This is a genomic window from Pseudomonas sp. Van50 (genome assembly GCF_055390755.1).
Genome location: NZ_AP024343.1, coordinates 5,497,900 through 5,523,500, shown reverse-complemented (window position 1 = coordinate 5,523,500; position 25,601 = coordinate 5,497,900). Strand labels below are relative to the sequence as shown.

Genomic DNA, 25,601 nt, shown 5'->3' with positions numbered 1-25,601 from the left:
CAGCATTGCCTTGGAGTCAACAGATCCACTGTTCATTTGCAGGTTACGGCTGGACAACCGCCCCCGGCACCAGCGGCAATTCCAGTGTTGCAATGAAACCGCCTTCGGGATGATTGCCCAGCACCAACGCACCGCCATGGCGCTCGGCGGCACGACGCGCAATCGCCAGGCCTAGGCCATGGCCGGCGGCAGTCTGGCCGGGGGCGCGGTAGAACGGTTCGCCCAATTGACCCAGGTGTTCGGCCTCCACGCCAGGCCCGTGGTCGCGCACGCTGATCAGGATCCGTTCGCCCTGGCGCGCCGCGCGCATTTCGATGGGTTGCCCGGTCGGATTGAAGCGCTGGGCGTTACGCAGCAGGTTGTCCACCGCTCGCTCGATCATGGTCGGCCAGCCCTTGAGAGTCAGGTCTGCCTCGGTTTCAAGCTGCACGGTTTGCTCCGGTGACGCCAGTTGTGCATCTTTTTGCAGGGCGAACAGCAAACCGTTGAGGTCCACCTCTTCGGCGCTGGCGTTGTCGGCGTCGACCCGGGCCAGGACCAGGATTTCGCTGATCAACGCTTCCAGGCGATCGCATTCGCGGGTCAGGCGCGGCCAGAGTTTTTCACGTTCCTCGGGGCTGGCCCGTTCAGCCAATGCCAAGGCAATGCGCAGCCGGGCGAGGGGCGAGCGCAGTTCGTGGGACACGTCGCGCAATAGCTGCCGTTGGCTCCCGATCAAGCTTTGCAGGCGCGCGCCCATGCGGTTGAAGTCGGTGGCCAGCACGCCGAACTCGTCTCGCCGGTTGGCCAGCTTGGCGAGGCTGTTCTGCTGGTAGGCGGCCTGGCCCAGGTCATGCACCGCGCCGCGCAGGCGACTCAGTGGGCGGGTGATGGAAAGCGTCACCAACAGGCTGAACAAGGTCAGCACCACCAGCGCGATGCCCAGTGCACTGAGGGGCCAGAGCAGGCTGCCGCGGTGCCAGGCGTCCAGTTCGGGATGGGGAATGCGGTAGATGAACAGGTACGTGTCGCCACTTTTGGCGCTGGTGAACTCGTCGGTCAGCCGCCGCCAGGGCAGGCGTCGGTCGTCGTTGTTCTGCCGGGCCTCGAAGGCCGCGGCACGATGGGGAAAGGTGCCGCGTACCACCGGGTCGCCGCTTTCGTTGAACACCTGGACGTCGATGTGATACTGGCGCTTGCGCTGTTGCAGGATGTCCTGGGCGGCATCCTCGCCCTGGCTTTCGTAGGTTTGCGTCCACTCTTCGGGCAGGGTATTGAGGCCAGGGTGACGGCTGAGGATCCAGGCGTCCTGGTTCAGCATATGGCCCATCAGGATCGAAAGCCCTGCAACCAGGGCGATGGCCAGCCAGAAACTGGCCAGGATGCGCCAGAACAATGAACGCACGATAAATCCTCGAAAACAAAGAAAGCCCAACGGCGATTGGCCGTTGGGCTGGGCAAGCTTCAGCGCATTATTGCGCTTTTTGCGGTTGTTGCGCTTTCCAGGCTTTGAACTCAGCCCACTCGGCGCGACGTTCGGCCTGTTTCTTCTGGATCGCGTCGAATTCCTTCTGCTGCTCAGGCTTCAACAAGCCACGGATCTGGGCATCGACTTTCTCATGCCGGGCCTGCATTTCGTCCTGCATGGCTTTCTGGTCGGCTGGCGACAGCTTGGCCAGGTACTTGTCGACCAGTTCCCGTTGTTCGTGGCGCTGTTCGCCCATGATCCGGCGAATCTGCTGGCGTTGTTCGCGGCTCAGGTCCAGTTGGCTGTAGGGGCCTTTGTCGTGCATCTGGCCGCCGTGACGCGGGCCGTCCATCGGACCCATCGGGCCGGGGCCTTCGGGCATGGCCATGGCGACAGTCGGCAGGGCGGCAGCGAACATCAGAGCGATAAGGGTCTTGCGCATGGTGTGTCTCCTTGTCTCATTCCCGGTCAGTTCCGGATGTGTGCAGATTACGGAGATCAAGGTCAGCGGCGGTCAGGGGGGCGTAAAGCTTGGGTAAAGACGGTTTGGTTCGATGCTGACAAACAGCCTGCACACAACCCCGTGGGGCATGCAATGGGAAGGAGACCCTCGCCACAAAAGCCTCCAGGGGCTGTAGCAGCACTCACAGTCTCTAGAGCCGTAACCTCTAGAGGCTGTAGTAATAACCCCGGCTACGCAGGGCCACGATGCGCGGGCGACCGTCGGGGTGGGGGCCGATTTTCTTGCGCAGGTTGCTCACGTGCATGTCGAGGCTGCGGTCGTACAGGGTCAGCTTGCGGCCCAGGGCGATTTGCGCCAGTTCCTGCTTGTCCAGCGGCTCGCCCGGTTGCTTGAGCAGCGCTTCGAGCAGGCGGCTTTCGGAAACGGTGAGGGTCTGTTCCTGTTCGTCGATGCTGACGACGCCACGCACCGGGCTGAAGGTCAGGTCACCCAGTTCGATCTGGCTGGACACGGCCGCCGGATGGCTGCGACGCAGCACGGCGCGCAAGCGGGCGGTCAGTTCCCGTGGGTCGCAGGGCTTGGCCAGGTAGTCGTCGGCACCCAGTTCCAGGCCAAGGATACGGTCCAGCGGCTCACCCCGGGCCGACAGCATCAGCACCGGCAGTTCCGGGTGATCGTTGCGCAATTGCTTGAGCAGTTCCAGGCCACTGCCGTCGGGCAGCATCACGTCCAGGACCACGGCAGCCGGGGCGGTTTCGGCCAAGGCCTTGCGGGCACTCTGGCCATCGTGACAGGCGCGGACCTGAAACCCTTCCTGACTCAGCCAACTCACGAGGAGCTCACACAGCTCCTGGTCATCATCTATCAGTAACAGCTCGCTCATGACTCACTCAATTTAGCCATTGCCGACGTTGTCTACGTCCACCGCTGGCAAAGATACCGCAGAGCAAGGCCAATAGCGCTACCCCGGCACCAATGACGAACCATTGCTGTTGATCGGTCAACAGCCGTGGCAACGGGCTGGCCTGGGCTTCCTTGAGTTGCAGCTTCAGGCGCTGGTTCTCCTGGCGCAGCCGGGCCAGCACAGCGCTTTCGCGCTCGCTGTCGGCATTTTGAAGTTGTTTGCTCAGTTCTTCACGCTGGCGCTCGCTGTCTTTCAAGCGTTGCTGCAATTCGGCGATCTGGCCGCCGGCGCTCAGGGACAAGGGCGCCGAATGACTGCCCTCGGTGCTTTCCTCGCCATGGGCGGGCGCTCCGATCGCCAACGAGACCAACAACAGGCACAACGGACCTTTGCGCATTGCAACTCCTGAATTCCAATCGAGATTAGACAGGTTGTCGGCCGACGAACGATAAAGATGAGCAACGGCGGCAATGAGCCGCGAAGGCCCATCGCGCCAGGGGGGATTTACGGCAGGACTTGCTTGAACGGCTTGACCACGACATTGGCGTAGACGCCGGCCGCCACGAACGGATCGGCCTCGGCCCAGGCCTGGGCGGCGACCAGGGAGTCGAACTCGGCCACGATCAGGCTGCCGCTGAAGCCGGCGGCGCCCGGGTCATTGCTGTCCACCGCCGGGTGCGGGCCGGCCAGCACGATACGACCTTCGGACTTGAGCTGTTGCAGGCGCTCCAGGTGTACCGGGCGCACGGCCAGGCGTTTTTCCAGGGAGTCGGCGACGTCGGTGGCAATGATTGCGTAGAGCATGTCAGTCCTCGGTTTTTGGCGTGGTGGGGTCGGCATCGTGCAGGTGACGGGACAGGTAGATGCCCTGGCCAATCAGGAACAGCAGCGTCATGCCCAGGCTGCCGAAGACCTTGAAGTCGACCCAGTACTCCTGGAACGTGAACGCAACGAACAGGTTGGCGGCACCGCAGAACAGGAAAAACGCGATCCAGGCGATGTTCAACCGGGTCCAGATCAGTTCCGGCAGGCTGATGGCATGGCCCATGATGCGCTTGATCAGCAATCGGTCACCGATGAAGTGGCTGCCGATGAACGCGAGGGCAAACAGCCAGTTGACCACCGGGGCCTTCCATTTGAGGAAGGTTTCGCTGTGGAACGCCAGGGTCAGGCTGCCGAATACAAGGCAGGCGATGAGGGTCAGCCACTGGCTTTTCTCCAGCTTGCGCTGGGACACGAACAGCGCGCCGTAGACCACCAGGGAGCTGATGATCAGCACGGCGGTGGCGCTGTAGATACCGCCTACAGTCAAGGAGTGGCCGGCGAAATCGACGGTCCGGGGATCAAGTTTGTAGACGATGAAAAACAGCAGGAGCGGGATGAAGTCGATGAATTGTTTCACAGTGGCAGCCAGAAGCAGGATGTGGCGGCATAATAACAAACATCCTTGGCCGCGATAGGGCCAGCTGATTTGAGGTAACAAACTCTCGTGAATGTTGATTTGCACTGCCATAGCACGGCCTCCGATGGCGCCCTGGCGCCTGCGGTTCTGGTGGCGCGGGCGTTCGAGCACGGCGTGCGAGTCCTGGCCCTGACCGATCACGACACCCTCGAAGGCCTCGACGAGGCCCGCAGCGCCGCCACGGCGCTGGGCATGCAGCTGGTCAACGGGGTCGAGTTGTCGTGTACCTGGGGCGGGGCGACCATCCATGTGCTGGGCTATGGTTTCGATGTGAATGCGCCGGCGCTGGTCCAGGCCATCGCACAACTGCGCGACGGGCGCTGGCTGCGGTCCGAAGAGATCAGCCGCAAGCTGGCCCTCAAGGGCATGCCCGGTGCGCTGGACGGCGCCCGGCAGATCCAGCAGGAACTGGGCGACAGCGGCAACGCACCGGCCCGGCCACACTTTGCCGACTGGATGGTGCGCGAAGGGTTCGTCAAGGATCGCGCCGAAGCGTTCCGCAAATGGTTGGGGGCCGGCAAGCTGGGGGACGTCAAGCAGCACTGGCCGACCCTGGAAGAAACCGTCCAGACCCTGCGGGCCGCTGGCGCCTGGGTCAGCCTGGCACATCCATGGCATTATGATTTCACTCGCAGCAAGCGCCGTCGCCTGGTCGCCGACTATATTCAAGCGGGGGGCCATGCCATTGAGGTGGTCAACGGCCATCAGCCTGCCGAGCAAGTGGGCAGCTTGGCGATCCTGGCCCGTGAGTTCGGCCTGCTGGTCACCGCCGGCAGTGATTTCCATGGCCCTGGGGGCTGGTCCGAGATCGGCGAATACCGCCCGTTGCCGGAAGATCTGCCACCACTCTGGTGTAGATTCAAACATGATCCCGTTACCGCCGCCGTCTGAACAGGTAGAACACGTGAGTCAATTTTTCCAGATTCATCCGGAAAACCCGCAAGCGCGCCTGATCAAACAGGCCGTGGAAATCATTCGTGGTGGTGGCGTGGTGGTCTATCCCACCGACTCGTCCTACGCCATCGGTTGCCAGATCGGCGACAAGAATGCCGTGGAGCGCGTCAGACGCCTGCGTCAACTGGACGACAAGCACAATTTCGCGCTCATCTGCAGCGACCTGTCGCAGTTGGGCCTGTTCGCCAAGATCGACACCGGCACCTTCCGCTTGCTCAAGGCGCATTTGCCGGGGCCGTACACGTTCATTCTCAATGCCACCCGGGAAGTCCCGCGGCTGTTGCTGCACCCGAAAAAGCGCACCATCGGCCTGCGGGTGCCGAGCCATCCCATCGCCCTGGCGCTGCTGGCGGAACTGGGTGAGCCGCTGATGAGCGTGACGCTGATCATGCCCGGCGAGACCGAGCCGTTGACCGATCCCTATGAGATGCGCCAGATACTCGAGCATCAGGTGGACCTGATCATCGATGGCGGTTTCGGCGGCATGTCGGCGTCCACGGTGATCAACCTGGCCGATGGCGAGCCCCAGGTGGTGCGCGTCGGGTGCGGCGATCCGACGCCGTTCATGGTCGAGGCCTGAATGTCCGCCGTGGAAACCGTCGTGGACAATGCCGACAGCCAAGCCGGCGCGCAGCAGGAGTTGCCGTTCGCCATGGTCTATGGCCAGGCGGTCATGGAAATGCCCCTGGACCTGTACATTCCGCCGGATGCGCTGGAAGTGTTCCTCGAAGCCTTCGAGGGCCCGCTTGACCTGCTGCTGTACCTGATCCGTAAACAGAACATCAATATCCTCGACATCCCCGTGGCGGAAATCACCCGCCAGTACATGGGCTACGTCGAGTTGATGCAGTCGGTACGCCTGGAACTGGCGGCGGAGTACCTGGTGATGGCGGCCATGCTGGCCGAGATCAAGTCGCGGATGCTGCTGCCGCGCTCGGCGGAGGTCGAAGCGGAAGAGGACGACCCGCGGGCCGAGTTGATCCGGCGTTTGCAGGAATATGAACGCTTCAAGGTCGCCGCCGAAGGCCTCGATGGCTTGAACCGGGTGGGGCGCGATGTGGTGGTGCCCAAGCTCGATGCGCCCGAAGCGCGGGCGCGCAAGTTGCTGCCGGATGTAAGCCTGGAAGAGCTGCTGATGTCCATGGCCGAGGTCCTGCGCCGAGGCGATATGTTTGAAAGTCATCAGGTCAGCCGCGAAGCGCTGTCCACCCGCGAGCGCATGAGCGATGTGCTGGAGCGGCTCAAGGGCGGCGGCTTCGTGCCGTTCGTCGAGCTGTTCACCGCCGAGGAAGGGCGGTTGGGGGTGGTGGTGACGTTTATGGCGGTCCTGGAATTGGTCAAGGAATCCTTGGTCGAGCTGGTGCAGAATGAGCCGTTCGCAGCGATCCACGTGCGGGCACGAGCCGAATAACGAGCAAATCAATGAATCTGACTGAACCCCGCGAGCTGGCCCCCTTGCTTGAAGCTTTCCTGTTGGCTTCGGGAAAGCCGCAATCGATGGAGCGCCTGTTCGAACTCTTCGAAGAAGGCGAGCGACCCGAACCGGCCGTGTTCAAGAAAGCCCTGACGCTGTTGGGCAAGTCCTGCGAAGGACGAGCTTTCGAACTCAAGGAAGTGGCGTCCGGTTATCGCCTGCAGATCCGCGAGAAGTTCGCGCCCTGGGTCGGACGCCTGTGGGAGGAGCGGCCGCAGCGTTACTCCCGCGCCATGCTCGAAACCATGGCGTTGATCGCCTATCGCCAACCGATCACCCGGGGCGAGATCGAGGATGTACGGGGCGTGGCGGTCAACAGCCATATCGTCAAGACGTTGCTGGAGCGCGAGTGGATCCGCGTCGTCGGCTATCGCGATGTACCGGGCAAACCCGCGATGTTCGCCACTACCAAGGCCTTTCTCGATCACTTCAACCTGAAGAACCTGGATGACCTGCCGCCCCTGGCCGAACTGCGGGAGCTGGAACCCGAACCGGTACTGGAGTTCGACGACGTGCCGGTGCCCCAGGGCTTGCAGGAACTGGCGGATGCCAGCGCCGAGCCTGAGGAACCGAAGGAAGAGACCAGTTTCCATTCGTTGTTGCTGGAGCTGGACACCATGGAGGAGGGCTTGAAGACTGATTTCGACGACCTGCTGCGTGAGGGGCCAGGACCTGAAGGCGAGACGAATGATCAGCCGGAGCCCGACGACGTTGAACTTCAAGCCGAGTCTGAACCCGAAGAAGACATCCTCGGCGTTGCCGAAGCCCGGGAAAAACTGCTGGCCGCTGTCGCCGCCCTCCAGCCTCACGAGCCCGAGCCGGAACTGAGCGACGAAGAAGCCGAAGCCCGTGCCCTGGCCGAAGCGATCGAGAACGAACGGCGCCAGCTTGACGATTGATACAACTGGTTTGGAAACACCGTCCCCTGTGGGAGCCGAGCTTGCTCGCGATGACAGAGGAACATTCAGCATCAATGCAGGCTGACCCACCGCTATCGCGAGCAAGCTCGGCTCCCACAGGGGGCTTCAGCCACCGGTCGGCGGAAAAAGCGCCGAGCCTGGGTTGATCAGCTAGTCTCAGATGCGCAATTGCCTCAACAGGCGTATGATTCGCGACCCTTTGGCGATCCCTTCGTCCAAGACCCGTTTTCAAAGCGTCAGGCCAAGCCTGACCCGACCACACCGGGAGGTGCCCAGAATGAAAGACCAAGACCAGAACGACAGCCAGGAAATCGGCCCAGCAGGCGAGAAGCTGCAAAAAGTCCTCGCCCGTATCGGCGTCGGTTCGCGCCGTGACGTGGAAGCCTGGATCACCCAGGGCCGGATCAAGGTCAATGGCAAAGATGCCACCTTGGGCCTGCGTGTCGACATGCACGACGCCATCACCATCGATGGCAAGGTGATCAAGCGCGAAGAGGCCGCCGAAACGGTGCGCCGCGTGATCATGTACAACAAACCCGACGGCGAGATCTGCACCCGTGACGACCCGGAAGGCCGTCCGACCGTGTTCGACAAGATGCCGCGTCCGAAAGAAGGCCGCTGGATCAACATCGGGCGGCTGGACATCAACACCACCGGTTTGCTGATGTTCACCACCGACGGTGAGCTGGCCAACCGTTTGATGCACCCGTCCTACGAGATGGACCGCGAATACGCCGTGCGTGTGCGTGGCGAAGTCGACGACGAGATGATCGAGCGCCTCAAGGCCGGTGTTGTGCTGGAAGACGGCCCGGCGCGTTTCACCGACATCAAGCAGGCGCCCGGCGGTGAAGGTTTCAACCACTGGTATCACTGCGTGGTGATGGAAGGCCGTAACCGTGAAGTGCGGCGTTTGTGGGAATCCCAGGGGCTGGTGGTCAGCCGCCTCAAGCGCGTGCGTTTCGGCCCGGTGTTCCTCAACTCCGACCTGCCGATGGGCCGCTGGCGCGAAATGAGCCAGTACGAAGTCGACATCCTGGCCGCCGAAGTGGGTCTCAAGCCGGTGGCGATGCCGCAGATGACCGCCAAGAGCAAGGACAAGCTGGAGCGGATGCAGCGTAAATCCTCGCGCCCGATGGGCAAGACCGAGCGCGTGCGTACGCTGCGTCCGGCTGCTGAAGGTGTGGCGACCGGTCCGCGTCCTTCCCGCGAGCCGCAGATCGAAGGCGAGCGCCCGGCCCGCAAGCCTGCGCCTCGTCAGGACGGTGAGCGTGGCCCACGTACGCCGCGTCCGGCCAATGGTCGGACTGAGCGCGGTGAAGGTCGCGGTGCTCCGGCAGGTCGCGGTACGCCCGTCGCCGATCGCCCGGCCGACACCAAGCGTCCGGCCAAGCCGGCGCCGAAAAAGCGCCCGGGTATCGTCCTGGCCGACCGCGACGCGCCATCGGGCAAGCGCCGCGGTGCACCGGCAGGTTCGGGACAGCGTCCGGGGTTCGGGCGTCGTAAGCCGGAGTGATCGGCAGCCGCCCATGAAAAAAGCCAACTTTCGAGTTGGCTTTTTTTTGCCTGGCTTTTATTGATGCGGTGCCGGTGAGTCCGCTATCGCGAGCAAGCTCGCTCCCACAGTGGGACGGCGTTGAATGCAAATCTTCCATTCGCTGAAGACCCTGTGGGAGCGAGCTTGCTCGCGATGGCGGCATCAGCCGTGCAGAAATCCCACCTAAAGCACAAATCGCCCATCGAACATCGGCTCGTTATCCAGCGCCAATACGCCGCTCTCGAAAATCAGATCCAGATGATGGCTGCCCTTGGCCCCGCCACCCAGTCCCAGGTGCAAGCCGCAGTGGCGCTCCTCGAAACCGGCATTGCGGGCGTACAGGCTCTTGACCCCTTCGTTGGTGCCGATCCCCAATTCCTCGATGCGGCGATTGGACGGGTTGGCGTCCAGGTATTTGTTGAAGTCGTGCTCCAGGCCAGGTACATCGGTGGCGATTTTCTGGATGGTGGAGTCTTCGATCCACAGCTCCAGCGGCGATTGCAACACGCCGTATTTGCGTGCGAACGGGATGGTGCTCAGGAATGTGCCGACAAAATTCACCCGGCCATTGATGGTGTCGCTGTGGGTGGCGATTTCGCCGGGGGCCAGGTCGTAGTTGCCGACCCCGTTGATGTCGGTCCATTTCTTAACGCCGCCCAGGGCGGTGTCGAAATATGAACCGCGGTCATCCTGGAAACTCAGGGTCGTCGCCTGGGACATGCGTCGGATCAGGTGACTGTTGAGCCCGGCGATGCGCTGGGGAATCACGCTGAAGGTGTCGTAGAAATAATCGCCGTAGTCCTTGAACAGCAGCGATTTCTTCCAGTTGTCGGCCATCACGCCTTGCAGCGCACGGACAAAGTCCGGGCCGTCGGGACGTGGGTTGGGCAGGGTGGAAGAGTCGTAGAAGAAAATATACAGATCGCTGTCGGCAATGGCCTTGGACAGGCGCTCCGTGGGCTCGAGGTCCAGGCGCATGGCACTGAACCGGAAGGGTGAGCCGCTGCCCGCCTGTTCGGCGATGGCGCCGGTCAGCGCTTCGTAGTCAGCAGTATGACCGAGCAACACCTTGGCGGGCTGAATGCCGGCCAGGGCGGGATGGTGTTCGAGATAGTAAAGGAAATGTGAGATGGCTCGTTGTGTGTCCATGCTTATTCTTCCCTGACAAGTTCATTTAACTTCCCTGACAACCGGCAAAAAGTGGCGGAGTCGACCGGCCGGATCGCCTCCGCCGGGCGGTGCCTACAGAGGCCACATCGCCGTGCCGAACGGAACGACGGCGTCGGCTTGCATCATTTCAACGGCGGCTTCATGGGTTGGGGCTTCAAACCATTCGTCCAGTTGCAGTTCGGTTTCCAAGTCTTTGTCCAGTGCTTGCATAGTGAATCTCCTAGATGACTTTTACGGAAATCAGCGGACCGATTCGGCGAGTGGAAACAGGCCGGTGACGGCACCGCAGAACTTGTCGGCACGATGCCTTGGCAAGTCGCTGAAAACCTAGTCGAGGGTTTTTTGGATTGCAAAAAAATAATTTATTTTTTTCGTTTGAACTTTTTGTTCCATTTTTAACGACAACATTACTCATTCAAAAACAGCCGCCTGGGTGTTTTTTTTAATAGGTAGCTACCTACCGTCAATTTGCAGTCAGCCTACGGAAATTTCCTACTTGGAAAGTTTGCGTGACGGGTTGTAAAGAAATGCTGACGAAAAAGACCGGCCGAGAGGGGCCGAAACGTCGTTTCCCCAAAGCGTAAGAAAAAACTTCCGTAAGCCCCACCCTGCAGGGTTTTCCAAGGCTCTGGCCCGCTTGTTTCGAATCGATGGGCAGGGTGAGATGCGCCCCATGCCTGTCGTGCAGGTGAATAACAAAAAGGAGGCGCAATGAACGCCGCAGCTCCAGTGCATTTCTCCCGTCGTGGCGTTTTTAGCGCTACACCCTTCAGGGGCTCGCAAGGGCCTGGACACTTTTTTGCAGCCGCCCGGCATGTTCGAGGCGGACCCATGCAATCCCGGCAAACGACACGCTGATCCGGTGGTGTCTGGCAGCAGGGGGTCAGCGGTGTACAATGCGCCGCGTTTTACTGTGACCCTTCGCGTACCCACGCACTTTCAAGGTTATCCACCTTGTTCACTCCGCCACGCCACAAGCGTGTCGGGTTCGATTTCGTCACAGATAAAAACAAACAGGTGACGCATGACCGTTGTAAAAACGCTGAATTCCTGGTGCCTGCGCTGGGGTTTGATCGGCGCTGCTTGAGATCCGATTCGAGCGGCAACGTCTAACGAACATCATCAAACCTTGCGTGAGACCCTTTTCATGAGTGGACAAAACTCGCATTCGGGCGAGCTGAAACGCGGCCTGAAAAATCGCCACATTCAACTGATCGCCCTCGGTGGCGCGATCGGCACCGGCCTGTTCCTCGGCTCGGCGGGGTGCTGAAATCAGCCGGCCCGTCGATGATCCTCGGCTACGCCATCTGCGGCTTCATCGCCTTCATGATCATGCGCCAGTTGGGCGAAATGATCGTCGAAGAGCCCGTCGCCGGGTCCTTCAGCCACTTCGCCCACAAGTACTGGGGCGGTTTCGCCGGGTTCCTGTCGGGTTGGAACTGCTGGATTCTCTACATCCTGGTGGGCATGTCCGAGCTGACCGCGGTCGGCAAGTACATCCATTACTGGGCCCCGGACATTCCGACCTGGGTGTCGGCGGCGGCGTTTTTCATCCTGATCAATGCGATCAACCTGGCCAATGTCAAAGTCTTCGGCGAGGCCGAGTTCTGGTTCGCGATCATCAAGGTCGTGGCGATTGTCGGCATGATTGCCTTGGGCAGCTATTTGCTGGTCAGCGGTCATGGTGGTCCGCAGGCGTCGGTGACCAACCTGTGGTCCCATGGTGGGTTCTTCCCCAACGGCGTGAGCGGCCTGGTGATGGCCATGGCGATCATCATGTTCTCCTTCGGTGGCCTGGAAATGCTCGGTTTCACCGCCGCTGAGGCCGACAAGCCGAAAACCGTGATCCCCAAGGCCATCAACCAGGTGATCTACCGGATTCTGATTTTCTACATCGGCGCGCTCGTGGTGCTGTTGTCCCTGACCCCTTGGGACAGCCTGCTGGCCACCCTTAACGCTTCCGGCGATGCCTACAGCGGCAGCCCGTTCGTGCAGGTGTTCTCGATGCTGGGCAGCAACACCGCTGCGCATATCCTCAACTTCGTGGTGCTGACCGCCGCGCTGTCGGTGTACAACAGCGGCACCTACTGCAACAGCCGCATGTTGCTGGGCATGGCCGAGCAGGGCGATGCGCCCAAGGCCTTGTCCAGGATCGACAAGCGCGGCGTGCCGGTACGTTCGATCCTCGCGTCGGCGGCGGTCACGCTGGTGGCGGTGCTGTTGAACTACCTGGTCCCGCAGCATGCGTTGGAGTTGTTGATGTCGCTGGTGGTCGCGACCCTGGTGATCAACTGGGCGATGATCAGCTACTCGCACTTCAAGTTCCGCCAGCACATGAACCAGACCCAGCAGACGCCACTGTTCAAAGCGCTGTGGTATCCGTACGGCAACTACATCTGCCTGGCGTTCGTGGTGTTCATCCTGGGCGTGATGTTGCTGATTCCCGGCATCCAGATCTCGGTCTACGCGATTCCGGTGTGGGTGGTGTTCATGTGGGTGTGCTACGTGATCAAGAACAAGCGCAGTGCCCGCCAGGAATTGGCTGTGGCGGCTGCCAAGTAAGCACGAAACCCTGTGGGAGCGAGCTTGCTCGCGATGGCGGTGGGTCAGCAATATCAAGGGTGACTGACACACTGCAATCGCGAGCAAGCTCGCTCCCACAGGAGTTAGGCGTCGCCCTGGGGGATTCGGGGTATTCTGTGGGGCTTGATAGCGGACCCTTTCCCATGCTGGCGATTTCCAACACCGTGCACATCCCGGACGCTGAGATCGAGCTGACGGCCATCCGCGCCCAGGGGGCCGGGGGGCAGAACGTCAACAAGGTCTCCAGCGCCGTGCATTTGCGCTTCGACATTCCGGCCTCGTCGCTGCCCGAGTTCTACAAGGAGCGGTTGCTGGCCCTGCGCGACAGTCGCATTACCAGCGACGGTGTGCTGATCATCAAGGCCCAGCAATACCGTACCCAGGAACAGAACCGGGCCGACGCGCTGGAGCGTTTGGCCGAACTGATCCTCAGCGCCACCAAGGTCGAAAAGAAGCGCCGCCCGACCAAGCCGACCCTGGGTTCGAAAAAGCGTCGCCTGGAATCCAAGACCAAGCGCGGCTCGATCAAGGCCGGGCGCGGCAAGGTGGATTTCTAGTCCTTCTCCCGCGCTTCACGGTACCGGGGCGCCTGCCGGTACAGGTAGACACTCAGTGCCAACCCACCCAGGGCCGCCAGGGCGGCGAACAGAAAGATCGAGGCAAAGCCGAAGCCTGCGGCAATCGCACCGGCCAGTGGCCCGGTGATCCCCAACGACAAATCAATGAACAGCGAATAGGCGCCCACCGCCGCCCCACGACTGGAGGCGGGCACCAGGTTGACCGCTTCCACGCCCAGCGCCGGAAACACCAGGGAAAAGCCGAAACCGCTCAACGCCGCGCCCGCCAGGGCCCAGTGGGCATCCGGTGCGAGCCACAACAGCAACAAACCGAGGGTTTCCACCGACAGGCAGGCAATCGCTACGCGAAAGCCGCCCAGACGGTTGATCAGGTTGCCGAACAACAGGCGCGCGCCGATGAAGCTGGCGCCGAACAGGCTCAGGCACAGCACGGCGTTATCCCAGTGCTGCGTGGCGTAGTAGAGGGTGATGAAGGTCGCGATCGTGCCAAACCCGATGGAGCCCAGGGCCAGGCCGCAGCCGTGTGGTAGCACACGTCCCAACACATGCATGAACGGCAGGCGTTCGCCAGCGACGATGGGCGCCGCGGTTTTGCGCCAGGCCAATGCCAGCCCCAGCAAACCCAGCAAGATGATGCTGACGCCCATGCTCCACAGCCCTAACGCATTGACCAGCCATACCCCAACGGCGCACCGATCGCCAGCGCGCCGTAACTGGCGATGCCGTTCCAGGAAATCACCTTGGCGGTATTCGCTGCACCGACCCGGCCAATGCCCCAGCCAATCGAACCCGAACCCACCAGGCTTTCGGCACTGCCCAGCACCAGGCGACCGATCAACAGGCTGATCAGGCTGAGTGTCGGCAGGTGTGGCGTCCAGGCCGACACGAGCATGAACACACCGCTCAGCCCACAGCCGGCGAGGCCGAACATCACCGCGCGCTTGCTCCCCAGGTTGTCGATGATTCGCCCTGCGTAAGGGCGACTGAGCAGGGTGGCCAGGTACTGCACGCTGATCACCAGCCCGGCGATCACCGCGCCGAAACCCAGTTCGCCATGGACGAAACCGGGCAGCACGGCCAGGGGAATGCCGATATTCAGGTAGCCAATGAAGGTGAACAGGACGATGGAAACGACTTGCAGCGTGACCGCCAGGGGGCGCTGGGAATCTGACATGGGAAAGAGGTCCACGGAGCAGCGGGATAGATAGGCTGCTTATGATAACGGCGAGCGCGGCGTCCGGGCGGGGAAAAGTAAAACTATTTGCCCAATGGTGGTTCAGCTGTCGTGCTGTCCACTGACCAGGCGCGTGGTGACCAGCGCGGCGATGGCGTTTTCTTCGCTGCCGAAACGGGCCAGCAGGGCCGCTTGTTTCTCGGCGGGAAGGCGGGTCCAGATCTCGACCATTTTCTCGGCGGTGCCGACAGGACGCTGGCCTGGCTTTCGCTGAAGGGAGGGGTGTCATCGGTCATGGGGGCACTCGGGTTCAGGCAGTGTGGAAAGCGCATCTTAGCGCTTTCCACACGGTCTGGTGGTGCGGGTCAATCAGTCTTCGCTGTCGGCCTGGCGGCGTTCAGTGGCTTCCTTGGGCTCGGGTTGCTGGGCATCAGGTTGCCCCCCGGCTTGTAGCGTGGTCGTCTGCTCAGTGTCGTGCAGGCTTGGGAAGGGGAGATTAGGGATCTCGTGCATATCGCGCTCCTCGCAAAGTCTGTGGATAGATCTGGTAGATCCGCGCTTTTACAAAGCGTGGGCAGGATACCCCAGGAGAAATGACAAAAAGACTTTTAAATCCAGGCATGCCGACAAAAGGAGTTGTCTGGACAGGTCATGCTCAATAGTCGCGTCGCTTGCGAAACGCCCATCGGCCTGCAATCACGGTAAAGGTTGCCACCAGCGCCACGAGGATCCAGAAGCCCTCGGGGTCACTCGCCAGCGGTACGCCGCCGACGTTCATGCCGAAGAAACCGGCAATGATGTTGATGGGCAGCGCCAGGACCGTGACCACTGTCAGGGTGAACAGCGTACGGTTGCTTTGTTCGTTGAGGTTGGCAGCGATCTCTTCCTGCAGCAGCTTGATCCGCTCGCCCAGGGCGGTGAGGTCGTTGATGATCAGGGCAAACTCCTCGGTGGACTTGCGCAGCTCCTTGACGTCTTCCTTCTGCAACCATTGCGGTGGGCGGTTGAGCAAGCGCAGCAACGAGCCCGGCTCCAGGGCCAGCAGGCGTTGCAGGCGCACCAGCACGCGGCGTTGGGCGCCCAACTCGGAGCGGTTGGTGGACAGTCGTGAAGAGAGCAACTGATCTTCGATCTGGTCGACGCTGAGGCTGGTCTTGCGCACGATCTGAGTCAGCACTTCGCCTTGGTCGCGCAGCAGATGCACGAGCAGTTCCAGCGGTGAGCGAAAGCTCTCGCCGGCCTTGACCGATGAGCGCAGCTTGTCGACCGAATGCAAAGGTTGCAGGCGCGCGCTGATGATCAACCGACTGTGCACGCAAACCCACAACGTGGAGACATCCGAGGACACCAGGTTGCTGAGGTTGAACACCACATCGTTGACCACGGCCAGCAATGCCGAGTCGACATGTTCGATCCGGGTCGAGCGTGAGCCTTCGTGCAGGGCTTCGAAAAACTCCTCGGGCAGGGCCAGGTGGCTTTTCATCCAGCGTTCGCACGCTGCATGAGCCAGGTTCAGGTGCAGCCAGAGAAACTCATCCGGGTCTTGCGGTTGTTGCAGGCTTTGCAGGGCCTGGGCCGAATCGATCTCCCTGCCACGCTCGCCGGGGCGGAAACGAAAGCCGTAGAGCAGGCCGAACAGGTCCGGGTCGCGATGGCTTTGGTCGATGCTGTGGTTCATGAGGGCTCGCTGGCGGGGAGTGCCTGTCGCGGCGACAACAGGTTCACTTGAGCGGCATCATTGCAAGCTTTCTTGAAGGTTTTGTGACAGGTGTGTCGCGGTGCTGGACCTGTGGACTTGATAGCGGATTTTCACATGCGCCAAACAAAAAGCCGCGCAACTCGAAAGTTGCGCGGCTCTTTTTTGTCGATGGATCAAGTGTCTTGCTTGTTGCTCAGGACTTTGCCGGTTGTAGCGTCGAAGTCAACGTCAAACTCTTTGCCATCGGCGGTTTTCAGTTCCACTTCATACTCATAACCGTTGAAGTGGTTATCCAGGTCGGTGTCGGTGATGGTGGCACCTGGGTGCAACTTCAGGGCTTCTGCGTTCATCGATTCCAGGGATTTGATCTTGCCTTCCTTGACCAGTTGCGGAACCTGGTCGATTCGAACGTCAGCCTGGGCCAGGCCAGCGGTGAGGGTCAGGGCGGCAGCGGTGAACAGGGCAGTCAAAGTTTTCATATGTCTTTCCTTGGTGTCGTTAAAGGGTGAGTCGTTTAAGTGGGTTCAGATTATCTGTGGCAACTTAATTCACCCTTAATTCGAAAAAACTTGAAGCACGTTTTCTGGAAACGTCTTTCGACTCAGTAGCCGTTCTTCTCCAACAGTTGCGTCACACTGCCTGTTTCGGGACGCTTGAAGTACTTGAGCAACTCACTGGCACGGTTGGTGAAAATGCCATCGACGCCAGCGTCCATCACTTTCTTGAAGTCCACCGGCTCATCCACGGTGTAGACATGCACCAGCAAACCCAGGGCATGGGTGTACTGGTTCATCCACGGCTGCACCAGATCCGAGTAACTCTGGCTGCCGCCATGGGTCAAGGCAGCGGACGGACCGGTGCCCACTGCACCCTGGGCCTTGGCGTACTGGACCCATTTCTCGAATTCCGCCCTGTCCTTGGGTTCCTGCTTGGCATAGTAGACCGCCTTGTCCGTTTCACCGGATTCGGCAAACGGCACCTTGGACTTGGGTTCGATGTTGCCCTCGCCGACCCACAGCAAGAGGATCTTCGGCACCTTCGGCATCTCTTTGTGCAACAGTTCCAGGCTGCTCTTCTCGAAGGTTTGCAAGACCACCTTGCCCTTGCCTTGGCCGACCCCGGTGGCGCTTTTTGCGAGCTTGGAGCCGGAGGGGCTCAACCAGCCACGGTCCTGCAATTTGTCCTTGAGGTCACGTTCGATGCCGGGAAACAACTTCGGCTCTTTGGTTTCGATATACAGCCCCGGTTTGTGCTGTGGGTTGCCCTGGGCAATGTCGATCACTTCATCGAGGGTGAGGATCTTCAGGCCGGCGAACGAAGGGCGGGCGCGGTCCGGGTAGGCGGTGTTGAACCAACTGCCGGCATCGAGGGTTTTGAGTTCCGCCATGGTGAACTCGTTGGCGGTGCTGTCCTTGCGTTCGGGAAACTTGGTGGCGACATCCGTGGTGCGCAGCAGACTGTCGTCATGCAGGACGAACAACACTCCGTCCTTGCTGCGTTGCAGGTCCAGTTCCAGATAGTCGGCGCCCAGGTCGCGAGCCAGCTTGTAGGCAGCGGCGGTGGATTCCGGCGCGTCGAACGAGGCACCGCGGTGGGCAATGACCGCCGGATGCGGAATGCCTTGAAGGGTTGCCAGGGCCTTGGGGCTCGGGGTTTCTGCGGCTTGTATCTGACCAAAGCCGAGCAACAGGCTCAGCACCAAGGCGCTGCGGGTGAAGGTGACAGGCATGCTCGAGATCCTTTCGTGATTTTCAAAGGCTTCTCTTTTAACAATTGAACGCGTTCGGCGCTATCGCCAAACCGACCTAAACCTGCGCAATGCAATTTTCCCCTCGCCTGAGACTGCTATGCAGACCGCTTGGCTCAGCGATTTTCGTGTATTAAAAGGGGTGGAGTCCGGCGTCGATCATTCTGAATATTTACAAGAAAATTCCTATCCCTCCATCGATTCGCTCGCTGAAACAGTGTGTACGGCGTAGTTCCCTGTGTTGTCGGGCTTGGCTAAAAAAATCGAGCAATATCGCCTAACGGTTCTGGCAGTGCTTCTGTTTTTTTCGACTCTTACTATGCGCGGCAGAGCGAAACAGTTCGCTTGTATTCTCCATGCCAAAGGATCGACATGAGTAATAAAAGAACGTTGTGGATAGCCAAGCTCGGGTTTTTATCTTGCCTTGCAATCACTGTCCAAGCCCAGGCAAAAACAACTGAACATGCCACGCAGGCCTACGAGTATTTGAGTGTCACGGAACTCAATCAGAGATTGACTGCCAACCAGCTGACTTCGGTGGAACTGGTGAACTATTTGAATAACCGGATCCAGACGCTGGATAAGGAAGGACCTCACCTCAAGGCTGTTCTCGAACTGAATCCTCAGGCCCTGGCAGATGCAGCGTTACGCGACAGTGAGCGTGCAAGCGGTAACGTTCGAGGCCCGCTGCACGGTATACCGGTATTGATCAAGGACAATATCGACACTGCGGACCAGATGCAGACTTCTGCCGGCTCACTGGCGATGGTGGGGATGCCGGCCGCGCAGGATGCCTTCGTCATCCAGCGGCTACGCGACGCTGGCGCCATTATCCTGGGCAAAGCCAACATGAGCGAATGGGCTGGAATGAGGGACCTGAGGGTGCCACAAGGGTGGAGCGGCCGAGGTGGGCAAGGACTCAATCCTCATGTTTTAAGCGCAGGTACCTGTGGCTCCAGCTCCGGCTCGGCGGCTAGTGTGGCTGCGGGTTTTGCGCCCATTTCGGTGGGCACCGAGACCAATGGCTCGATCATCTGCCCATCCGCCGTCAATGGGGTCGTAGGCTTCAAACCCAGCCTTGGATTGCTGAGTCGCTCGGGTGTCGTTCCAATCACCCGGCGGCAGGACACCCCCGGGCCAATAGCGCGCAACGTCTATGATGTCGCTTTGCTGCTGTACCAGTTGGCAGGCTCCGATCCAGCCGACCCGCTGACCGGCAATGCACCGCAAGGCTCCGATTACACCAGCGCTTTATCCACCGAGGCGTTGCAAGGCAAACGCATTGGGGTGGTCCTGGATGAAGGCGAGAAACATCTCGGCGCGTTTCCGCTGTTTCCCGTCGTGAAGAGCGTGAAGCGGTCGCAATGTGATTTGGGTAACGGGATGGTGCACGACCTCAGCCCTCAATATTGCGCGGCGGTAAAAACCCTCAGGGATAATGGCGCTACCCTTGTTCCGGTGACGCTGAGCCTTCCAGACATGAGCAACTACGTTCAAGTATTGGCAGCGGCGATGAAGCTCGAACTGCAGACTTACTTGAGTACTCGTAGCGGGTTGCCAATTACGTCTATTGAAACGTTGATAGATTTCAACGAGCAAAATCCGGTGGAAGGGAACCATGGCCAGGGGATGCTTGAGCAAATCAACGCGCAAACGTTAAGTGAAGAACAAGTTGATGCTCTATGGTTGCCGATACGGGCAAGTTTCAAAAGCCTCATCGACACTCAATTCCAGAATCACACGCTGGATGTCATGGTGGCCGATTATGACTATATCTCCCAGCCGAGCGCTGCCATCGCAGGCTACCCGATCATCACCGTACCGTCCGGTGTAGAGCCGGAGGGTGAGCCAACTTCCATATCGTTTATCGGGTCCATGTGGCAAGACGCCGGGGTATTGGGATTTGCCTATGCCTATGAGCAAGCTTCCTTGAAACTGGTCCATCCAACATTCAGACCGTGACGAGGCACTGATCCGATGAGCCGGGAACTGCCCGGCTCATCGAGCTGATTTAATCCAGGTCGGGACGAATTCCTCTGTTGCGGTGCTTTTTCAGGCCGGTCTACGGTAATCTTGGCCGCACAGTTTCCCCGCAGAGGGAAACCTCAATTCCAGCATCCGCTTGCCCTGCGTGTAAACCATTGATCAGACGTCCCGAGGGACGCATCCATGAGGTTTACCATGCGCACCACTTCGACATTCATCTGCCAGGCCGCCGACCAGCTCAAGGGTTTTGTCGGCCTGAACCGCAAGACTGGCCAGTACATTGTGCGGTTCAGCGAAGACGCCTTCGGCATGGACGTGGCCGACGACGGCATCATTCCCACCAGCGAATTTGTCTGGGCCCCCGCAGCAGACGGCGCCATGGCCCTCAAGCGCGAGCGGATCCAGCTGTTGCTGGACCAGAACATCGACGACCGCATCAACCTCACCGAACCTTTGCGGGTGTACATGGCCCGCAGCGATCTGCCGGAAATCGTGGCGGTGCGGCAGTTGGTGGAAGGCTGAGGCCTCGATCTTGAACTGAACAGAAACCCTGTGGGAGCGAGCTTGCTCGCGATAGCGGTGGATCAGCCAACATCACCGTGACTGACATACCGCCATCGCGAGCAAGCTCGCTCCCACAAGGATTGGTGTCCTGGTATTAGTTTGGGCGTTGGAAGGCATAGTCCCGTTCGACCTTGCACACCCTCGTATGGCAATGGGTGTACCAGGTTGAGCGACCGCGCTCACGGATCGCGCGGTGTTCGGGATGCTGCTTCCAGGCCAGGATCGCGGCTTCATCGCTCCAATACGACACAGTAATCCCAAGGCCATCGTCGCCACGGGCCGATTCGACACCTAAAAATCCGCGCTGCTCCCGGGCCAGGGCCAGCATGCGCTCGGCGGCTTCGGCGTAGCCTTGGTCCCCTTCGGTACGCAGGGAGGTGAAAATCACGGCGTAACAGTGGGCGCTCATGACATTTTCCTTGCGCAGACTTCGACAAACGCGCGGACCAGCGGCGGCACCCGGCCTTCCAGCGCGGCTCGTTCAGGCTGGAACAGCGTGGCGACAAAGAACGGATGGTCCTGCAGCTCCACCGCTCGCAGGTCGCCGGCCGAATCCCGGGCGACGGCGTGCAGGCGCTGGCTCAGCAAGTCTTTTTCAAAGTCCGGATTGACCCCGAAGCGGCAATGGTAGCCCTCGAACGCGGTCTGTCGGCCATAGGCCTTGGCGATCAACGAGCCCGCCTCGAGTTGAAGGCTGTCGATGGTTTCCACCAGGGCGCAGCTCAGCGGCGTCAACAGCGCCCGTTCAGCCTCGGGAGAGGTTTCACCATGGACGGCGTCGACCCAGCCCATCACGTGACGGGCATATTCCAGCACGGCATGCTGAAAACCGCCGCAGGTGCCCAGGAAAGGGCGACGCTGTTCGCGGGCAAAACGAATGGCTTGCAAGGCGCCGGCTTCGTTTTGGTAGGGGCTGCCGGGCACACACCAGACACCGTCGAAACCCTCCAGCACAGCGTTGTCGGTAATGAGCGGCGTTGCCAGCCATTGCAGGCGAAGGGCATGGCCGGTTTGTGTGCCTGCCAGCTCAAGTGCGCGGGGGATCGCCCGGTGAGCGGTGATGTGTGGATCGTGGTCGCCGACCAGGGCGATGTTTAACGCATGCTGTTTTTCCATGGGAGCTCGCCGCTTGTTGATTCCTGGTGGCCACTATAGATTGGCGTTCACGCAATCAATATTGGCGTTTATCCAAGTGATCAATGCAGCAACGCACTATCGTCTGGACTATCCCGATCTGTCCCTGATCCTGGCGCTGGTCCGGGGTGGCTCGCTGGCCCGAGCCGCTCGGCTGCTGCAGGTGGACGTGTCCACGGTGTTTCGTTCGGTACGTCGGCTGGAGGCAGCCCTGGGCCAGCCCTTGTTCGAGAAAAGCCGTTCCGGGTACTTGCCCACGAGCCTGGCCCAGGCATTGGCCGAACAAGCCGAACGCGCCGAGCAGGCCTTGGAGGCGGCGCGAGTGGGGGTGGAGCAGGGCGGGGAGGTCATCAGCGGGACGGTGCGCCTGACGTGCAGTGATTCGGTCCTGCAAGCGTTGTTGCTGCCGGCGCTGGCGCGTTTCATGCCTGCTTATCCGGCGTTGAGCCTCGAGTTGAGCACCTCGAATGACTTTGTCAACCTCAGCCGCCGGGATGCCGACATCGCGTTGCGACTGACCCGTACGCCGCCGGAGCACTTGGTTGGTCGCAACCTCGGCAATGTGACGTTCCGGGTATGTGCCGGTGCCACGTACCTGCGCTCGGCGAATGTGGATGACCTGGCCGCCATGACCTGGATCGCGCCGGACGATTTTCTCCCCGATCACCCCACCGTGGCCTGGCGTCGTCAGCATTTACCCGGCGTAGTGCCCGCCTATCGCTGCAACAGCATGCTCTCTGTCACCGAACTGGTGCGGGCGGGTTTGGGGGTGGCGGCGCTGCCGGACTTTCTGATCGACGAAAACCAGGGCCTGATGCCAATCGGTGAGCCGTTGCTGGGATATGACACGGCTCTGTGGCTCCTGACCCGTCCGGATTGCCGGGCCTTGCGTTCGGTGGTGACCTTGTTCGATGAGTTGGGGCGCAATCTGCGGTGGCGCTGACTTTTAACGCGCAGGCTGTGCATGACTCAATGGATGACAATCCCCCAACGGTTATAGTGCCTTGAGCACCAAGCCCAGGCAGAGAACATCACGATGACGAAGTCTTCCCAAACCACTCCCTCCGCACCCGTTGACCACTTGCGTTTTCATCGCCCTCACGCCCATCTGGCGCCGACTTTTGGCAATGACCGCTTTGCGCTGAGGGCGGAGGCGTTCGCGCGTTTTTTCGGGACGCCGATGTTCCTCGGTGCGCAGACTTTGATCGTGCTGCTATGGGTCAGCCTGAACCTGATGGGGGTCTTTCACTTCGATGCTTACCCGTTCATCTTGCTGAACCTGGCGTTCAGCCTGCAGTCGGCCTATGCCGCCCCGCTGATTTTGCTGGCGCAAACCCGGCAGGCCGCTCGGGACAAGGCCCTGGCGGAAGCCGATGCGCAACATCGCGAAGCCTTGGCCGTCGCCAACAGCGAGCGCCAGGCCCAGGCCGCGCAGAACACGGCGCAGTTGCTCCAATTGTTGGAGCAGAACACCCGTCTGACGGAAATGACCAAGGCGTTGACCGAGCGTATCGACAGCTTGACCACCGAAATGCACCAGAAGGTTGTGCACAACCCATCGATGCAGTAGCCCTCATCCAGCGGGATGTGCCAGCCAATCAAGCCTGGTAACGACTCAGGAACATGTCGAGGGCCGATTCGATCACCCGGGCCTGCTCCTCCTGGGTCAGGCTCGGTTGCCCCATCGAAACCTGCGGCCAGAAGGCGAACGTCTTGAGCAGCCCATGCATTTGCTGGGCGGCAAATGCCGGCTCCACAGGCTTCAACCGAGCATCGGCCTGGGCCTGGCGAATCCAGGCCGTCAGGCCTTCTTCACGCTGGCCCATGCGCGACACCATGTCCTGGGCCCGCTCCGGGGAATGAATCGTTGCGGCGATGGCGATGCGCGCCAGGTCGAGGAAATTCTCGTCCGCCAGCAGGCGCAGTTTGGCTTGCAGCAACGTTTGAAGCTGCTCCCGCAGCGGCGTTTGCGAGCTGTAGGGCATGTCCTGTTCTGCGGTGATGCTGTTCCATAACCGATTCAGAATTTCGGCAAAGAGTTCTTCCTTGCTGGGGAAATGGTTGTACACCGTGCGCTTCGATACGCCGGCAGTCGCCGCGATCTTGTCCATGCTGGTGATCTCGAAACCGCTGCTACGGAATTCAGCAATCGCGGCCTGGAGGATGGCTTCGCGTTTTCGCTCGGTAAGGCGCTGCGGTACGGTCATGGGCATTCGTCGGTTGAGAGGAGAGAACTTACACTCGGCAGTTTACTTGCTCCCGGCATTCATGCAATCTAGAAACTACACCGAGTGGTGTAGTTTCTGTGTCAAACGGCTGAGCGTGCATGCAACGGCCATCCAGCGTCCCACAACGGCGAAGCGCAATTGCGACGACGTCCTTGGAGTTATCGCACCATGACCATTCCCTCTTTTCCGACCGATAGCCCGGCTGCCCAACATTTATCCCGGCACGAACAGGGCAAGTATCGCAATCACGCCTTCACTCCGCGGCAAGGGTTCGGCACGACCCTGCGCATCATCTGGAACATGACCTTCCACAAGCCGCGCGCTACCCGGCCCGCGGGCGCCATCGAGGTTCAACCGCTGACGCGCGCCGCGTTGCTGGCCGCGCCCAATCACAGCGTCTTCCGTCTCGGCCACTCCACCGTGTTGCTCAAGCTGCGGGACAAATTCTGGCTGACCGACCCGGTGTTCTCCGAACGTGCTTCACCCGTGCAATGGGTCGGCCCCAAGCGTTTTCATCAGCCGCCCATCAGCCTGGAAGAGTTGCCGCCGATTGAAGCGGTGATCCTTTCCCACGATCATTACGACCACCTCGATCATCAGGCGATCCTCAAGCTGGCGGCCAAGACTCGCCACTTCCTGGCCCCCCTTGGCGTGGGCGATACCCTGATCAAATGGGGTGTCGATGCCAGCAAGGTGCGTCAACTTGACTGGTGGCAAGGCACCGAGGTGGACGGCATCGAGTTCATCGCCACGCCCTCCCAGCATTTTTCCGGTCGCGGTCTGTTCGACAGCAACAGCACCTTATGGGCCTCGTGGGTGATGATCGACGGCGCCACGCGAATTTTCTTCAGTGGCGACACCGGCTACTTCGAGGGTTTCAAACGCATCGGCGAACAATACGGCCCCTTCGACCTGACGCTGATGGAAACCGGCGCCTATAACGTCGATTGGCCCCATGTGCACATGCAGCCGGAGCAGACCCTGCAGGCTCATATCGACCTGAAGGGCCGCTGGCTGCTGCCGATCCACAACGGTACGTTCGACTTGGCGATGCATGCCTGGTATGAACCTTTCGATCGCATCCTGGCCCTGGCCTGGGAGCGCAACGTTTGCATCACCACACCGCAAATGGGCGAAGCATTCACCCTGGCGCAGCCGCAACGTGGCCGCGCCTGGTGGCTGGACGTAGAACCCTCGGCGTACCCGGACCGAGCCGGTATCGCCTAGCATGTGCGCAGACGGTGTTATTCGATCATCGCGTAATCGGGCCGCCCCATCGGGTCCGGCGTCGCGCCCTTGATGTTCATGCCGCGCCCCGGTGCGAACCCGGGGAAGAACACCAGCCCCTCGGCCTCCAGGCGAAACGCCAGGGCCAGGCGGGTTACATCGAGCAACTCGCCACCGGCCTCGAAGCGGCGGATGGCCTGGACCGAGACGCCGGATTGCCGGGACAGCTCCTCGACACTCCAGCCCAGCATGGCTCGGGCCTGCGCACTGTGAGCAGGGGTGAATTGATAGACAGCGATGCGTTCCAGGGTGGTTTTGATTGCGAGAGAGGCCATGGGGTGCTCCAAAGCTGT

At 60.7% G+C, this 25,601-nt stretch carries 27 protein-coding genes and 3 pseudogenes; 12 read left to right on the top strand and 18 right to left on the bottom strand.

What is annotated here, in order from left to right; translation table 11 throughout:
• Positions 1-43: 43 nt before the first annotated feature.
• The 6 genes from ACZ5M5_RS23700 to ACZ5M5_RS23675 all read right to left on the bottom strand — a co-directional run bounded on the left by ACZ5M5_RS23700 (position 44) and on the right by ACZ5M5_RS23675 (position 4,216).
• Entirely contained in the window at positions 44-1,384 is a 1,341-nt protein-coding gene (locus ACZ5M5_RS23700; RefSeq protein WP_464738069.1) for a sensor histidine kinase, read from the bottom strand.
• Positions 1,385-1,451: 67 nt separating this feature from the next.
• On the bottom strand, positions 1,452-1,889 hold the full coding sequence (locus ACZ5M5_RS23695) for a Spy/CpxP family protein refolding chaperone (protein WP_072408657.1): 438 nt from the start codon (positions 1,887-1,889) through the stop codon (positions 1,452-1,454).
• A gap of 226 nt (positions 1,890-2,115) precedes the next feature.
• On the bottom strand, positions 2,116-2,793 hold the full coding sequence (locus ACZ5M5_RS23690) for a response regulator transcription factor (protein ID WP_003178772.1): 678 nt from the start codon (positions 2,791-2,793) through the stop codon (positions 2,116-2,118).
• A 7-nt stretch (positions 2,794-2,800) separates the two neighbouring features.
• Positions 2,801-3,211, bottom strand: coding sequence for an SH3 domain-containing protein (locus tag ACZ5M5_RS23685; protein WP_060740967.1), 411 nt, complete (start codon positions 3,209-3,211; stop codon positions 2,801-2,803).
• A gap of 107 nt (positions 3,212-3,318) precedes the next feature.
• Complete coding sequence (locus ACZ5M5_RS23680; RefSeq protein WP_464738068.1) at positions 3,319-3,618, bottom strand: YciI family protein; 300 nt, start codon at positions 3,616-3,618, stop codon at positions 3,319-3,321.
• Between the two features lies 1 nt (position 3,619).
• On the bottom strand, positions 3,620-4,216 hold the full coding sequence (locus tag ACZ5M5_RS23675) for a septation protein A (RefSeq protein WP_060740969.1): 597 nt from the start codon (positions 4,214-4,216) through the stop codon (positions 3,620-3,622).
• A gap of 87 nt (positions 4,217-4,303) precedes the next feature.
• On the opposite strand from ACZ5M5_RS23675, the gene ACZ5M5_RS23670 reads away from it, so the two are divergent.
• The 5 genes from ACZ5M5_RS23670 to rluB all read left to right on the top strand — a co-directional run bounded on the left by ACZ5M5_RS23670 (position 4,304) and on the right by rluB (position 9,137).
• Positions 4,304-5,167, top strand: coding sequence for a PHP domain-containing protein (locus tag ACZ5M5_RS23670; protein WP_060740970.1), 864 nt, complete (start codon positions 4,304-4,306; stop codon positions 5,165-5,167).
• Positions 5,168-5,180: 13 nt separating this feature from the next.
• Positions 5,181-5,810 carry an L-threonylcarbamoyladenylate synthase gene (locus tag ACZ5M5_RS23665; protein ID WP_053124883.1) on the top strand — a complete coding sequence of 210 codons (630 nt, stop codon included), beginning with the start codon at positions 5,181-5,183 and terminating at the stop codon, positions 5,808-5,810.
• Positions 5,811-5,942: 132 nt separating this feature from the next.
• On the top strand, positions 5,943-6,641 hold the full coding sequence (locus ACZ5M5_RS23660; protein ID WP_165826070.1) for a segregation and condensation protein A: 699 nt from the start codon (positions 5,943-5,945) through the stop codon (positions 6,639-6,641).
• 11 nt (positions 6,642-6,652) lie between these two features.
• Positions 6,653-7,603, top strand: a complete 951-nt coding sequence (scpB, locus tag ACZ5M5_RS23655; protein WP_103310765.1) for an SMC-Scp complex subunit ScpB — start codon at positions 6,653-6,655, stop codon at positions 7,601-7,603.
• Between the two features lie 298 nt (positions 7,604-7,901).
• Positions 7,902-9,137 (top strand): 23S rRNA pseudouridine(2605) synthase RluB, encoded by a 1,236-nt coding sequence (gene rluB / locus ACZ5M5_RS23650; protein WP_060740973.1) that lies wholly within the window; start codon positions 7,902-7,904, stop codon positions 9,135-9,137.
• 204 nt (positions 9,138-9,341) lie between these two features.
• On the opposite strand, the gene ACZ5M5_RS23645 is transcribed toward rluB, so the two are convergent.
• Both ACZ5M5_RS23645 and ACZ5M5_RS23640 read right to left on the bottom strand, forming a co-directional pair.
• A complete protein-coding gene (locus ACZ5M5_RS23645; RefSeq protein WP_060740974.1) occupies positions 9,342-10,307 on the bottom strand; it encodes a M29 family metallopeptidase in 966 nt (321 codons plus the stop codon).
• Between the two features lie 93 nt (positions 10,308-10,400).
• The gene (locus ACZ5M5_RS23640; RefSeq protein WP_003178782.1) at positions 10,401-10,538 is read right to left on the bottom strand and encodes a hypothetical protein; all 138 of its coding nucleotides are present in this window, start codon (positions 10,536-10,538) and stop codon (positions 10,401-10,403) included.
• A gap of 937 nt (positions 10,539-11,475) precedes the next feature.
• Between ACZ5M5_RS23640 and ACZ5M5_RS23635 the strand changes: the two are divergent.
• Positions 11,476-12,890: pseudogene (locus ACZ5M5_RS23635) on the top strand (amino acid permease).
• Positions 12,891-13,054: 164 nt separating this feature from the next.
• The gene (gene arfB, locus ACZ5M5_RS23630; protein ID WP_123415751.1) at positions 13,055-13,468 is read left to right on the top strand and encodes an alternative ribosome rescue aminoacyl-tRNA hydrolase ArfB; all 414 of its coding nucleotides are present in this window, start codon (positions 13,055-13,057) and stop codon (positions 13,466-13,468) included.
• Here the strand turns inward: arfB and ACZ5M5_RS23625 are convergent.
• The 6 genes and pseudogenes from ACZ5M5_RS23625 to ACZ5M5_RS23600 all read right to left on the bottom strand — a co-directional run bounded on the left by ACZ5M5_RS23625 (position 13,465) and on the right by ACZ5M5_RS23600 (position 18,091).
• Positions 13,465-14,663: pseudogene (locus ACZ5M5_RS23625) on the bottom strand (MFS transporter). The gene arfB and the pseudogene ACZ5M5_RS23625 sit on opposite strands and share 4 nt — an antisense overlap.
• A 102-nt stretch (positions 14,664-14,765) precedes the next feature.
• Positions 14,766-14,959: pseudogene (locus tag ACZ5M5_RS23620) on the bottom strand (hypothetical protein).
• A gap of 73 nt (positions 14,960-15,032) precedes the next feature.
• Positions 15,033-15,176 carry a hypothetical protein gene (locus ACZ5M5_RS23615; RefSeq protein ID WP_162893862.1) on the bottom strand — a complete coding sequence of 48 codons (144 nt, stop codon included), beginning with the start codon at positions 15,174-15,176 and terminating at the stop codon, positions 15,033-15,035.
• A gap of 142 nt (positions 15,177-15,318) precedes the next feature.
• Complete coding sequence (locus tag ACZ5M5_RS23610; protein WP_464738067.1) at positions 15,319-16,341, bottom strand: transporter; 1,023 nt, start codon at positions 16,339-16,341, stop codon at positions 15,319-15,321.
• 194 nt (positions 16,342-16,535) lie between these two features.
• A complete protein-coding gene (locus ACZ5M5_RS23605; protein WP_060740979.1) occupies positions 16,536-16,841 on the bottom strand; it encodes a PepSY domain-containing protein in 306 nt (101 codons plus the stop codon).
• 122 nt (positions 16,842-16,963) lie between these two features.
• Complete coding sequence (locus tag ACZ5M5_RS23600) at positions 16,964-18,091, bottom strand: glycerophosphodiester phosphodiesterase (RefSeq protein ID WP_464738066.1); 1,128 nt, start codon at positions 18,089-18,091, stop codon at positions 16,964-16,966.
• Between the two features lie 390 nt (positions 18,092-18,481).
• On the opposite strand from ACZ5M5_RS23600, the gene ACZ5M5_RS23595 reads away from it, so the two are divergent.
• Complete coding sequence (locus tag ACZ5M5_RS23595; protein WP_060740981.1) at positions 18,482-20,071, top strand: amidase family protein; 1,590 nt, start codon at positions 18,482-18,484, stop codon at positions 20,069-20,071.
• Between the two features lie 219 nt (positions 20,072-20,290).
• Complete coding sequence (locus ACZ5M5_RS23590) at positions 20,291-20,617, top strand: DUF2025 family protein (RefSeq protein WP_060740982.1); 327 nt, start codon at positions 20,291-20,293, stop codon at positions 20,615-20,617.
• Positions 20,618-20,753: 136 nt separating this feature from the next.
• Here ACZ5M5_RS23590 and ACZ5M5_RS23585 read toward each other — a convergent pair whose 3' ends face one another.
• Both ACZ5M5_RS23585 and ACZ5M5_RS23580 read right to left on the bottom strand, forming a co-directional pair.
• Positions 20,754-21,068, bottom strand: a complete 315-nt coding sequence (locus ACZ5M5_RS23585) for an antibiotic biosynthesis monooxygenase family protein (protein ID WP_060740983.1) — start codon at positions 21,066-21,068, stop codon at positions 20,754-20,756.
• Complete coding sequence (locus ACZ5M5_RS23580) at positions 21,065-21,775, bottom strand: CTP synthase C-terminal region-related (seleno)protein (RefSeq protein ID WP_464738065.1); 711 nt, start codon at positions 21,773-21,775, stop codon at positions 21,065-21,067. Before ACZ5M5_RS23580 ends, ACZ5M5_RS23585 begins: the two co-directional genes overlap by 4 nt.
• A gap of 13 nt (positions 21,776-21,788) precedes the next feature.
• Here ACZ5M5_RS23580 and ACZ5M5_RS23575 point away from each other — a divergent pair, with 13 nt between their 5' ends.
• Positions 21,789-22,736, top strand: a complete 948-nt coding sequence (locus ACZ5M5_RS23575; RefSeq protein WP_464738064.1) for a LysR family transcriptional regulator — start codon at positions 21,789-21,791, stop codon at positions 22,734-22,736.
• 93 nt (positions 22,737-22,829) lie between these two features.
• Complete coding sequence (locus ACZ5M5_RS23570) at positions 22,830-23,363, top strand: DUF1003 domain-containing protein (protein WP_464738063.1); 534 nt, start codon at positions 22,830-22,832, stop codon at positions 23,361-23,363.
• A 28-nt stretch (positions 23,364-23,391) separates the two neighbouring features.
• Here ACZ5M5_RS23570 and ACZ5M5_RS23565 read toward each other — a convergent pair whose 3' ends face one another.
• Positions 23,392-24,000, bottom strand: coding sequence for a TetR/AcrR family transcriptional regulator (locus ACZ5M5_RS23565; RefSeq protein WP_060740986.1), 609 nt, complete (start codon positions 23,998-24,000; stop codon positions 23,392-23,394).
• Positions 24,001-24,189: 189 nt separating this feature from the next.
• Here ACZ5M5_RS23565 and ACZ5M5_RS23560 point away from each other — a divergent pair, with 189 nt between their 5' ends.
• Positions 24,190-25,248 (top strand): MBL fold metallo-hydrolase, encoded by a 1,059-nt coding sequence (locus tag ACZ5M5_RS23560; RefSeq protein WP_060740987.1) that lies wholly within the window; start codon positions 24,190-24,192, stop codon positions 25,246-25,248.
• Positions 25,249-25,265: 17 nt separating this feature from the next.
• Here the strand turns inward: ACZ5M5_RS23560 and ACZ5M5_RS23555 are convergent, their stop codons facing one another.
• Positions 25,266-25,583 carry a helix-turn-helix domain-containing protein gene (locus tag ACZ5M5_RS23555; RefSeq protein ID WP_060740988.1) on the bottom strand — a complete coding sequence of 106 codons (318 nt, stop codon included), beginning with the start codon at positions 25,581-25,583 and terminating at the stop codon, positions 25,266-25,268.
• Between the last annotated feature and the right edge of the window lie 18 nt (positions 25,584-25,601).

Excerpts from the sequence above, each read along its gene's own strand:
- ACZ5M5_RS23695 (WP_072408657.1), bottom strand. The coding sequence starts at position 1,889 with ATGCGCAAGACCCTTATCGCTCTGATGTTCGCTGCCGCCCTGCCGACT.
- ACZ5M5_RS23690 (WP_003178772.1), bottom strand. The coding sequence starts at position 2,793 with ATGAGCGAGCTGTTACTGATAGATGATGACCAGGAGCTGTGTGAGCTC.
- ACZ5M5_RS23685 (WP_060740967.1), bottom strand. The coding sequence starts at position 3,211 with ATGCGCAAAGGTCCGTTGTGCCTGTTGTTGGTCTCGTTGGCGATCGGA.
- ACZ5M5_RS23680 (WP_464738068.1), bottom strand. The coding sequence starts at position 3,618 with ATGCTCTACGCAATCATTGCCACCGACGTCGCCGACTCCCTGGAAAAA.
- scpB (WP_103310765.1), top strand. The coding sequence starts at position 6,653 with ATGAATCTGACTGAACCCCGCGAGCTGGCCCCCTTGCTTGAAGCTTTC.
- rluB (WP_060740973.1), top strand. The coding sequence starts at position 7,902 with ATGAAAGACCAAGACCAGAACGACAGCCAGGAAATCGGCCCAGCAGGC.
- ACZ5M5_RS23645 (WP_060740974.1), bottom strand. The coding sequence starts at position 10,307 with ATGGACACACAACGAGCCATCTCACATTTCCTTTACTATCTCGAACAC.
- ACZ5M5_RS23640 (WP_003178782.1), bottom strand. The coding sequence starts at position 10,538 with ATGCAAGCACTGGACAAAGACTTGGAAACCGAACTGCAACTGGACGAA.
- arfB (WP_123415751.1), top strand. The coding sequence starts at position 13,055 with ATGCTGGCGATTTCCAACACCGTGCACATCCCGGACGCTGAGATCGAG.
- ACZ5M5_RS23615 (WP_162893862.1), bottom strand. The coding sequence starts at position 15,176 with ATGCACGAGATCCCTAATCTCCCCTTCCCAAGCCTGCACGACACTGAG.
- ACZ5M5_RS23610 (WP_464738067.1), bottom strand. The coding sequence starts at position 16,341 with ATGAACCACAGCATCGACCAAAGCCATCGCGACCCGGACCTGTTCGGC.
- ACZ5M5_RS23605 (WP_060740979.1), bottom strand. The coding sequence starts at position 16,841 with ATGAAAACTTTGACTGCCCTGTTCACCGCTGCCGCCCTGACCCTCACC.
- ACZ5M5_RS23600 (WP_464738066.1), bottom strand. The coding sequence starts at position 18,091 with ATGCCTGTCACCTTCACCCGCAGCGCCTTGGTGCTGAGCCTGTTGCTC.
- ACZ5M5_RS23595 (WP_060740981.1), top strand. The coding sequence starts at position 18,482 with ATGAGTAATAAAAGAACGTTGTGGATAGCCAAGCTCGGGTTTTTATCT.
- ACZ5M5_RS23590 (WP_060740982.1), top strand. The coding sequence starts at position 20,291 with ATGCGCACCACTTCGACATTCATCTGCCAGGCCGCCGACCAGCTCAAG.
- ACZ5M5_RS23585 (WP_060740983.1), bottom strand. The coding sequence starts at position 21,068 with ATGAGCGCCCACTGTTACGCCGTGATTTTCACCTCCCTGCGTACCGAA.
- ACZ5M5_RS23580 (WP_464738065.1), bottom strand. The coding sequence starts at position 21,775 with ATGGAAAAACAGCATGCGTTAAACATCGCCCTGGTCGGCGACCACGAT.
- ACZ5M5_RS23570 (WP_464738063.1), top strand. The coding sequence starts at position 22,830 with ATGACGAAGTCTTCCCAAACCACTCCCTCCGCACCCGTTGACCACTTG.
- ACZ5M5_RS23565 (WP_060740986.1), bottom strand. The coding sequence starts at position 24,000 with ATGACCGTACCGCAGCGCCTTACCGAGCGAAAACGCGAAGCCATCCTC.
- ACZ5M5_RS23560 (WP_060740987.1), top strand. The coding sequence starts at position 24,190 with ATGACCATTCCCTCTTTTCCGACCGATAGCCCGGCTGCCCAACATTTA.
- ACZ5M5_RS23555 (WP_060740988.1), bottom strand. The coding sequence starts at position 25,583 with ATGGCCTCTCTCGCAATCAAAACCACCCTGGAACGCATCGCTGTCTAT.